Source organism: Variovorax sp. P4_D9, from assembly GCF_056401695.1.
Genome location: NZ_JBFUIU010000302.1, coordinates 1 through 10,331, shown reverse-complemented (window position 1 = coordinate 10,331; position 10,331 = coordinate 1). Strand labels below are relative to the sequence as shown.

Here is a 10,331-nt window from a genome sequence, read left to right as displayed (position 1 = left end):
GTCTGGCGCAGCGCCTTCAGCTTCCCTTCGTCGACAGCGATCACGTGATCGAGGAGCGGATCGGCTGCTCGATCCGCGACTATTTCGAGCGCGAAGGCGAGGCCAGTTTCCGTGATCTCGAACAAGCGGTCATCGCCGAGCTGGCCGCGGCGCCCTACGGCGTGGTGGCCACCGGTGGCGGCTGCGTGCTGCGGGAGGCCAATCGGGAGGCCCTGCGCGCGAATTTCCACGTCCTCTACCTGCGCTCGCTGCCCGAAGACCTGTTCCGCCGGCTGCGCCACGATGTCAAGCGCCCCTTGCTGCAGGTGGCCGACCCGCTGGGGCGGCTGCGCGAACTCTACGACGCCCGCGATCCGCTCTATCGCGAGACCGCCCACGAAACGGTCGAGACCGGCCGACCGTCGATCGCGGTGGTGGTCAACATCATCGTGATGCAGCTCGAGCTCGCCGGCGTCGTGGTGCCCGACGACAAAGGGCCGCCGCTCGACTGAAGCCCCCAGGGTGCGTCATGACGTAGGCGGACGGGGCGGGGGCCCTTCGGCATGCACCTAAACTCGGGGGATGCCATTGATCGCCTCCCCCGAACGCGTCGAGATCCAACTCGGCGAGCGCAGCTACCAGATCCTGATCGGCAGCGGACTGCTCGGCGATGCGCGCCATTTCGCTGCCGTCCCGGCGGCTGCCAGCGCCCTGATCGTCACCAACACCACCGTGGCGCCGCTCTATGCCGCAGCCCTGGGGGAGGTGCTGGCCGGCCGCTACCGCGAGGTGCACGTGCTCGAGCTGCCCGACGGCGAGGCGCACAAGGACTGGCAGACCCTGAACCTGATCTTCGACGCCCTGCTGGCCCGCGGCGCCGATCGCAAGACCGTGCTGTACGCGCTGGGAGGGGGCGTGGTCGGCGACATGACCGGCTTCGCGGCCGCCAGCTACATGCGCGGCGTGCCATTCGTGCAGGTGCCGACCACGCTGCTGGCGCAGGTCGACTCCTCGGTCGGCGGCAAGACGGCGATCAACCACCCGCTGGGAAAGAACATGATCGGCGCCTTCTATCAGCCGCAGCTGGTGCTGTGCGACCTGGCGACGCTGGCGACCCTGCCGCCGCGTGAGCTCAGCGCCGGGCTGGCGGAGGTCATCAAGTACGGCCCGATCTACGACATGGAATTCCTCGCCTGGATCGAAGCCCACGTCGATTCGCTAGTCGCCCGCGACCCGGGCGCGCTGGCGCACGCAGTCAAGCGCAGCTGCGAGATCAAGGCCGAGGTGGTGGGCCAGGACGAGCGAGAGGCCGGCCTGCGCGCGATCCTCAATTTCGGCCACACCTTCGGCCACGCGATCGAGTCGGGTCTGGGCTACGGCGAGTGGCTGCACGGCGAGGCGGTCGGTTGCGGCATGGTCATGGCGGCGCACCTGTCCCAGCGGCTCGGCGGCATCGATGCCGCCTTCGTCGAACGGCTGACCGCGCTGGTCCGGCGAGCCGGCCTGCCGGTGACTGCGCCGGCGCTCGGTGCCGAGCGTTATCTCGAACTGATGCGCGTCGACAAGAAATCGGAGGCCGGCGAGATCCGTTTCGTGGTCATCGACAAGCCCGGTTCGGCGGTCGTGCGCGCTGCTCCCGATGCCATGGTGCGCGAGGTGCTGGCGCAATGCGGCGCCGCCTGAGCGCCTGGGTGGTGCGTCGATGAGCCTCGCGCCCTATGCTAGCGACCCGACCCGCACGCGCGGCCGACGCTACGCCGAGGCCCCGGCGCCGACCCGCGACGCCTTCCAGCGCGACCGCGACCGCATCGTCCATTCGACCGCTTTCCGGCGTCTGGTCTACAAGACCCAGGTGTTCCTGAACCACGAGGGCGACCTGTTCCGGACCCGACTCACGCATTCGCTCGAAGTCGCCCAACTCGGTCGCTCGATCGCGCGGGCGCTGCGGCTCAATGAGGACCTGGTCGAGGCGATCGCGCTGGCCCATGACCTGGGCCACACGCCTTTCGGCCATGCTGGCCAGGATGCGCTCGATGCCTGCATGCAGGCGCACGGCGGCTTCGAGCACAACCTCCAGAGCCTGCGAATGGTCGATGAGCTCGAGCACCGCTATCCGCAATACGACGGCCTCAACCTGAGCTTCGAGACCCGCGAAGGGATTCTCAAGCACTGCTCGCGCGCCAATGCCGAGCGCATCGAGGCCGGGGAGCCGGGCGGGGTGGGGCGGCGCTTCATCGATCGCACCCAGCCCGCGCTCGAGGCGCAGTTGTGCAACCTGGCGGACGAGATCGCCTACAACGCGCACGACATCGACGACGGCGTCCGTTCCGGGCTGATCGGCATCGAGAGTCTGGGCGAGGTCGGGCTGTTCGACCGCTACCGGCGCGAGGCGCAGGCCGAGCACCCGGGCCTGGAGGGCCGGCGCCTGCTCTACGAAACGATCCGCCGGATGCTCAGCGCCCAGGTCTACGATGTGATCGACGCCACCCGCAGCGCACTGGAATCGACCGCGCCGGCCGACGCCGACGCGGTGCGCCGTAGCGGCCCGCTGGTGCTTTTCAGCGCCACGATGCGAGCAGAATCGACCGAACTCAAGCGTTTCCTGTTCCGCAATCTCTATCGCCATCCGCAGGTGACGCAGACCGCCGACCGGGCGCAGGACGTGGTGCGTGCGCTGTTTGCCGCCTACCTCTCGGATGCCGCTGAAATGCCGGAAGCCTTTGCCCGGCGCGACGACCGCCATCGCGCTGTGGCGGACTACATCGCCGGCATGACCGACCGCTTCGCTATCCGGGAATACGAACGCCTGACGGGGCAGCGGTGGGTGGAATGAGCCACGCCAGGGTTCCGGTCGTAGTCGTCGCGGTCGTCGCCGGCGGTGTCGCTGCCGCGCTGCACATCGGCAAGCTGCCGCCGGCCGTGCCGGCCCTGCAGCAGACGCTGGGCATCGGCCTGGTGCAGGCGGGCTTCCTGCTGTCGCTGGTGCAGGTCGCCGGCATGACCCTCGGTCTCGGCGTCGGTCTTGCGGCCGACACCTTGGGCCTTCGCCGCAGCATGTTGACCGGCCTGCTGCTGCTCAGTCTTGCGAGCGCGCTCGGTGGCGGCGTCGGCGCCTGGGTCGACGATCCGGCACAGGCCTTCGCCTGGCTGCTCGCGCTTCGGGCGCTCGAGGGCCTCGGCTTCCTCCTGGCCGTGATGCCGGGCCCCGGGCTGATCCGCGCCGTGGCGCCGGCCGGCTCCGAGAAGGCCGCGAGCGGACTGTGGGGCGCCTACATGCCCTTCGGCGTCGCGCTCGGGCTGCTGTTGGGGCCGGCGTTGATCGCCCGGGTCGGATGGCCCGCCTGGTGGTTGACGCTGGCGATCGCATCGGCGGCTGCCGCGGCCTGGGTCGCATTGGCGGTGCCGGCCGATGCCGCGCGCCGCGGCCCGGCTGTCGCCCGCGCGGCCGGAGGCTGGTCGATCCGGCTGCGGGACACCGTGAGCGCCGGGGGCCCATGGACGCTGGCACTGGCATTCGCGGTCTACTCGTCCCAGTGGATGGCGGTAATCGGCTTTCTGCCCGCGATCTACGCCGATGCCGGTGTGCCGAGCGGCTGGAACGCAGGCTTGACCGCGCTTGCGGCCGGTCTGAACATTATCGGCAACGTGGTGGGCGGCCGGCTGCTCCAGCAGGGCGTGGCGCCGGTCCGGCTGCTGCGCTGGGGCTTCGTCGTGATGGCGCTCGGTAGCGTCGCGGCCTTCGTCCGGATCGGCGCGCCCGACGCGGCGTGGAGCCTGCCGCCGGCGCTGCGCTATCTGGCGATCTGCCTGTTCTCGCTCGGCGGCGGCATGGTGCCGGCGACGCTGTTCATGCTCAGCGTGCGGCTGGCGCCCGGTCCTGCGACCGTTTCGACGACCGTCGGCCTGATGCAGCAGGCCTCCTCGTTCGGCCAGTTTGCGGCGCCACCGATGGTGGCCTGGCTCGCCCACCGCGTGGGCGGCTGGCAATGGACCTGGATCTTGACYTTGTCGTTCTCGCTCGCGGGCCTGGCCCTTGCGGCCCGGCTGGCGCAGCCTGCCTCCCGAAGGGGCACCGCATGAGGCATGACGCGACGATTTCCGCCTCCCAGGCCGAAGCCGACACCCGGCGCTGGCTCGAGCGCGCGGTGATCGGACTGAACCTGTGCCCTTTCGCCAAGGCGGTGCACGTGCGCGGCCAGATCCATTACGCTGCCTACCTGCCGAGCGACGAATCCGGCCTGATCGATGCGATGCTCCTCGAGGCCGAGGCGCTCGCGGCCTGCGCCGCCTCCGAGCGCGACACGACCCTTCTGATGGCACCCAACACCTTGGCCGACTTTCTCGATTTCAACGACTTCACGGCGCGCGCCGAGCGGCGCCTGGCGCGCGCAGGCTTCGACGGGCTGCTGCAACTGGCGAGCTTCCATCCGCGCTTCCAGTTTGGCGGCGCCGGGGCCGACGACGTCACGAACTGCACCAATCGCGCACCCTATCCCACGCTGCACCTGCTGCGCGAGGACAGCGTGAGCCGGGCGGTCGATGCCTTTCCGGATGCCGAGGCGATCTTCGGCCGCAACATCGAGACGCTGGAGACCCTCGGTGTGGAGGGCTGGGCAAGACTCGATGTCGGACCCGGGRGCGCGCGATGAACAAGGCCGCGAAGGCGTCCAGGGCCGAGGCCGAAGTCCAGAGCGAACTGCGGCCGGGCCAGTCGGTCGAATTGCTCAAGGAGCTTCACATCCTCACGCGCGAGGGCCGGCTCAACCAGGACTCGCGCCGCAAACTCAAGCAGGTCTACCACCTGTTCCAGTTCGTCGAGAAACTGCTGCGCGAACTGCCCGGCGACGGCGCCCAGGCCACGCTGGCCGACCATGGCGCCGGCAAGTCCTACCTCGGCTTCATCATCTACGACTTGTTTTTCAAGCAGGGTGGGACCGGCCACGTGTACGGCATCGAGACGCGGGCCGACCTGGTCCAGAAGTCGCGGGGGCTGGCCGAGCGCCTGGGCTTCGACCGGATGGCCTTTCTCAATCTCACGGTGGCCGAATCGGCGACCGCGGCGGAGCTGCCGCCGCAGATCGACGTCGTGACGGCGCTCCATGCCTGCGACACCGCCACCGACGACGCGATCGCCTTCGGGCTGGCTAAAAAGGCCCGTTTCATGGTGCTGGTGCCTTGCTGCCAGGCCGAGGTCGCCGCCTGCCTGCGCGAAACCAAGGCGCTGGCGCTCTCGCGCACGCCGCTGGCAGAGCTGTGGCGCCATCCGCTGCACACGCGCGAAATCGGCAGCCAGCTCACCAATGTGTTGCGTTGCCTGTACCTCGAAGCGCATGGCTACCAGGTCACCGTGACCGAACTGGTGGGGTGGGAGCACAGCATGAAGAACGAACTCATCATCGCGCGCCACACGGGCCAGCGCAAAGCCAGCGCGGCCGAACGCCTGCGCGAGCTACTCGACCAGTTCGGCCTGGCGTCGCTGCTGGAGACGCGCTTCCGGCTGCCTTGAGCCGCGCCGGCCCCGCGAACTTTCCGAGCGTCTTCCGCCATGGCACGACTGCCCCGCCTCACGCTCGCCGGCCAGCCGCACCACGTCATCCAGCGCGGCAATAACCGGCAGCCGATCTTCCTGGACCGTGCCGACCGGGAGATGTTCCTGGCCTTGCTGGGCGAGTACGCCGCACGCTTCGGCATCGCGCTGCACGCCTACGTGCTCATGGACAACCACTTCCATCTGCTGGCGACGCCGTCGACCGCGGACGGACTGCCGCAGTGGATGCAGGCCGTCGGCCGGCGCTACGTGCGCTACTTCAACGACCGGCACGGCCGCAGCGGGACCCTGTGGGAAGGGCGCTACAAGTCGACCTTGATCCAGACCGACCGCTACCTCCTGGCCTGCATGGCCTATATCGACCTGAACCCGGTGCGCGCGGGGATGGTGTCCGAGGCGCGCGAGCATCCCTGGTCCAGCCATGCCCACTACGCCGGGCTGGTGCACGACAAGCTGCTGACGCCGCATCCGCTCTACTGGACCCTCGGCAACACGCCCTTCGCGCGCGAGGCTGCCTATGCCGAAATGGTGCGCGCGGGCATTCCGGCCGCTGCGGAAGCGCTGTTGACCGATGCCACCTTGCACGGCTGGGCGGCCGGCGACCAGGATTTTGGCGATTCTTTACAAAAAACCACAGGCCGTCGCACATCGAAAGCGCGCGCAGGGAGGCCGCCGCTGCCTCGATCTGACTAGCAGAAGACGACGTAAGGCGCGATATTGCTGGCAGTGACGCTATGCTTTTTGATGTGTCCCCAATTTTCAGTCGACAACATCTATCGGAATTTAAATGGAATCTGACCCCAATTAAAGAGTTTGGCATTGTTTGTGCAATGCAATATGCTCCTTTTCCCTGCGAAAACTGAAGGAGCACGCCCATGACGACGGCTGCCGAGATCCAGCATCTCCAAGAACACGGTCTTTATTCCGCCGCTGACGAGCACGACGCCTGCGGCGTCGGCTTCGTGGCCCACATCAAGGGCGAAAAGAGCCACGCCATCGTGCTGCAGGGCCTCAAGATTCTCGAGAATCTGGACCACCGCGGCGCAGTGGGCGCTGACAAGCTCATGGGCGACGGCGCCGGCATCCTGATCCAGCTGCCCGACCTGCTGTACCGCGAAGAGATGGCCAAGCAGGGCGTGACCCTGCCGCCGCCCGGCGAATACGGCGTCGGCATGATCTTCCTGCCCAAGGAGCACGCCTCGCGAGAAGCCTGCGAGCAGGAGATGGAGCGCGCGATCAAGGCCGAAGGCCAGGTGCTGCTGGGCTGGCGCGACGTGCCGGTCAACCGCGAGATGCCGATGTCGCCCACCGTGCGCGCCAAGGAGCCGCTGCTGCGCCAGGTCTTCATCGGCCGCGGCAACGACGTCATCGTGCAGGACGCGCTCGAGCGCAAGCTCTACGTGATCCGCAAGACCGCCAGCGCCAACATCCAGCGCCTGAAGCTCAAGCACAGCAAGGAATACTACGTGCCGAGCATGTCGAGCCGCACGGTGGTCTACAAGGGCCTGCTGCTGGCCAACCAGGTCGGCACCTACTACTTCGACCTGCAGGACAAGCGCTGCGTCTCGGCGCTGGGCCTGGTGCACCAGCGCTTCTCGACCAACACCTTCCCCGAGTGGCCGCTGGCCCACCCGTACCGCTATGTCGCCCACAACGGCGAGATCAACACGGTCAAGGGCAACTACAACTGGATGAAGGCGCGCGAAGGCGTGATGTCGTCGCCGGTGCTGGGCGCCGACCTGCAGAAGCTCTACCCGATCAGCTTCGCTGGCCAGTCCGACACCGCCACCTTCGACAACTGCCTCGAGCTGTTGACGATGGCCGGCTATCCGATCAGCCAGGCCGTGATGATGATGATTCCCGAGCCGTGGGAGCAGCACGCCACGATGGACCCGCGCCGCCGCGCCTTCTACGAATACCACGCCGCGATGCTCGAGCCCTGGGACGGCCCGGCCTCGATCGTCTTCACCGACGGCCGCCAGATCGGCGCCACGCTCGACCGCAACGGCCTGCGTCCCTCGCGCTACTGCGTAACGGATGACGACCTCGTCATCATGGGTTCCGAATCCGGCGTGCTGCCGGTGCCCGAGCAGAAGATCGTTCGCAAATGGCGCCTGCAGCCCGGCAAGATGTTCCTGATCGACCTCGAGCAGGGTCGCATGATCGACGACGAGGAAGTCAAGGCGACGCTGGCCAACAGCAAGCCCTACAAGCAGTGGATCGAGAACCTGCGCATCAAGCTCGACAGCGTCGAAGCCGAGACCGTGCAGCCACCGGCCAGCCCCGTCAGCCTGCTCGATCGCCAGCAGGCCTTCGGCTACACCCAGGAAGACATCAAGTTCCTGATGAGCCCGATGGCCGCGGCCGGCGAGGAGGGCATCGGCTCGATGGGCAACGACAGCCCGCTGGCCGTTTTGTCGAACAAGAACAAGCCGCTCTACAACTACTTCAAGCAGCTGTTCGCCCAGGTGACGAACCCGCCGATCGATCCGATCCGCGAGGCGATCGTGATGTCGCTGGTGTCCTTCATCGGCCCGAAGCCGAACCTGCTGGACATCAACCAGGTCAACCCGCCGATGCGGCTCGAAGTGAGCCAGCCGATCCTCGACTTCGCCGACATGGCGAAGCTGCGCGACATCGGCACCTACACGCAGGGCAAGTTCAAGAGCTACACGCTCGACATCACCTACCCGCTGGCCTGGAGCGATGAAGGCGTCGAAGCCAAGCTGGCCTCGCTGTGCGCCGAGGCGGTCGATGCGATCAAGGGCGGCCACAACATCCTGATCGTCAGCGACCGCAACGTCGGCCCGACGCAAGTCGCGATCCCGGCGCTGCTGGCGCTGTCGGCGATCCACCAGTACCTGGTGCGCGAAGGTCTGCGCACCACGGCCGGCCTGGTGGTCGAGACCGGCTCGGCGCGCGAGGTGCATCACTTCGGCGTGCTCGCGGGCTACGGCGCGGAGGCTGTCCATCCCTACCTGGCGATGGAAACGCTGGCCGTGATGCATGAAGATCTGTCGGGCGACCTGAGCGCCGAAAAGGCGATCTACAACTACGTCAAGGCGGTCGGCAAGGGACTGTCGAAGATCATGTCGAAGATGGGTGTCAGCACCTACATGAGCTACTGCGGCGCCCAGCTGTTCGAGGCCATCGGCCTCAACACCGAGACCGTCGACAAGTACTTCACCGGCACCGCCAGCCGGGTGCAGGGCATCGGCGTGTTCGAGATCGCCCAGGAAGCGATCCGCATGCACAAGGCGGCCTTCAGCGACGACCCGGTGCTCGCCCACATGCTCGACGCCGGCGGCGAGTACGCCTGGCGCACGCGCGGCGAGGAGCACATGTGGACGCCCGACGCGATCGCCAAGCTGCAGCACAGCACGCGCGCCAACAACTTCAGCACCTACAAGGAATACGCCCAGCTGATCAACGACCAGAACCGCCGGCACCTCACGCTGCGCGGCCTGTTCGAGTTCAAGATCGATCCGGCGAAGGCGATTCCGGTCGACGAGGTCGAGCCCGCGAGCGAGATCGTCAAGCGCTTCGCCACCGGCGCGATGTCGCTCGGTTCGATCAGCACAGAGGCGCATTCGACCCTGGCCGTAGCGATGAACCGCATCGGCGGCAAGAGCAACACCGGTGAAGGCGGCGAGGATCCCGCGCGCTATCGCAACGAACTCAAGGGCATCCCGATCAAGATGGGCGATACGCTCAAGAGCGTGATCGGCGAAGCCAACGTCGAGGTCGACCTGCCGTTGAAGGACGGCGATTCGCTGCGTTCGAAGATCAAGCAGGTCGCATCGGGCCGCTTCGGCGTCACGGCCGAGTACCTGGCTTCGGCCGACCAGCTGCAGATCAAGATGGCGCAAGGCGCCAAGCCGGGCGAAGGCGGCCAGCTGCCGGGCGGCAAGGTGTCGCAGTACATCGGCCAGCTTCGCTACTCCGTGCCCGGCGTCGGTCTGATCTCGCCGCCGCCGCACCACGACATCTACTCGATCGAGGATCTGGCGCAGCTTATCCACGACCTGAAGAACGTCGCGCCGCATGCCAGCGTCAGCGTCAAGCTGGTGAGCGAAGTGGGCGTCGGCACGATCGCCGCTGGCGTCGCCAAGTGCAAGAGCGACCACGTGGTGATCGCCGGCCATGACGGCGGCACCGGAGCCTCGCCCTGGTCGTCGATCAAGCATGCCGGCAGCCCGTGGGAAATCGGCCTGGCCGAGACCCAGCAGACCCTGGTACTGAACCGCCTGCGCGGCCGTATCCGCGTGCAGGCCGACGGCCAGATGAAGACCGGCCGCGACGTCGCCATCGGCGCCTTGCTCGGCGCCGACGAGTTCGGCTTCGCGACCGCGCCGCTGGTGGTCGAGGGCTGCATCATGATGCGCAAGTGCCACCTGAACACCTGCCCGGTCGGCGTTGCGACGCAGGACCCGGTGCTGCGCAAGAAGTTCTCGGGCAAGCCCGAGCACGTGGTGAACTTCTTCTTCTTCGTCGCCGAGGAAGTGCGCCAGATCATGGCCCAGCTCGGCATCCGCAAGTTCGACGACCTGATCGGCCGCTCCGACCTGCTCGACACCAAGACCGGCATCGAGCACTGGAAGGCCCGCGGCCTCGACTTCAGCCGCCTGTTCGCGCAGCCGAACGTGCCGGCCGAGGTGCCGCGCTTCCATGTCGAGAACCAGGACCACGGCCTCGAGAAGAGCCTCGACGTCAAGCTGATCGAGCGTTCGCGCCCGGCCATCGACAAGGGCGAGAAGGTGCAGTTCATCGAGGTGGCGCGCAACGTCAACCGATCGGTCGGCGC

General features: G+C 67.5%; 8 protein-coding genes. All 8 read left to right on the top strand.

Annotated elements, in window-relative coordinates; all coding sequences use genetic code 11:
- Positions 1-2: 2 nt before the first annotated feature.
- Complete coding sequence (locus AC1DY5_RS27880; RefSeq protein WP_478116659.1) at positions 3-491, top strand: shikimate kinase; 489 nt, start codon at positions 3-5, stop codon at positions 489-491.
- 70 nt (positions 492-561) lie between these two features.
- Positions 562-1,662: a 3-dehydroquinate synthase gene (aroB, locus tag AC1DY5_RS27875; protein ID WP_478116657.1), complete on the top strand. Its 1,101-nt coding sequence runs from the start codon at positions 562-564 to the stop codon at positions 1,660-1,662.
- Between the two features lie 19 nt (positions 1,663-1,681).
- Complete coding sequence (locus tag AC1DY5_RS27870; RefSeq protein ID WP_478116655.1) at positions 1,682-2,812, top strand: deoxyguanosinetriphosphate triphosphohydrolase; 1,131 nt, start codon at positions 1,682-1,684, stop codon at positions 2,810-2,812.
- Entirely contained in the window at positions 2,809-4,059 is a 1,251-nt protein-coding gene (locus AC1DY5_RS27865; RefSeq protein ID WP_478116654.1) for an MFS transporter, read from the top strand. Before AC1DY5_RS27870 ends, AC1DY5_RS27865 begins: the two co-directional genes overlap by 4 nt.
- Positions 4,056-4,628 carry a DUF1415 domain-containing protein gene (locus AC1DY5_RS27860; RefSeq protein ID WP_478116652.1) on the top strand — a complete coding sequence of 191 codons (573 nt, stop codon included), beginning with the start codon at positions 4,056-4,058 and terminating at the stop codon, positions 4,626-4,628. Before AC1DY5_RS27865 ends, AC1DY5_RS27860 begins: the two co-directional genes overlap by 4 nt.
- On the top strand, positions 4,625-5,485 hold the full coding sequence (locus AC1DY5_RS27855; RefSeq protein WP_478116650.1) for a class I SAM-dependent methyltransferase: 861 nt from the start codon (positions 4,625-4,627) through the stop codon (positions 5,483-5,485). Before AC1DY5_RS27860 ends, AC1DY5_RS27855 begins: the two co-directional genes overlap by 4 nt.
- Positions 5,486-5,524: 39 nt before the next feature.
- Entirely contained in the window at positions 5,525-6,220 is a 696-nt protein-coding gene (locus tag AC1DY5_RS27850; RefSeq protein WP_478116648.1) for a transposase, read from the top strand.
- Positions 6,221-6,402: 182 nt separating this feature from the next.
- Positions 6,403-10,331 (top strand): glutamate synthase-related protein (locus AC1DY5_RS27845; protein ID WP_478116647.1); only part of this gene is annotated, 3,929 nt, incomplete at its 3' end.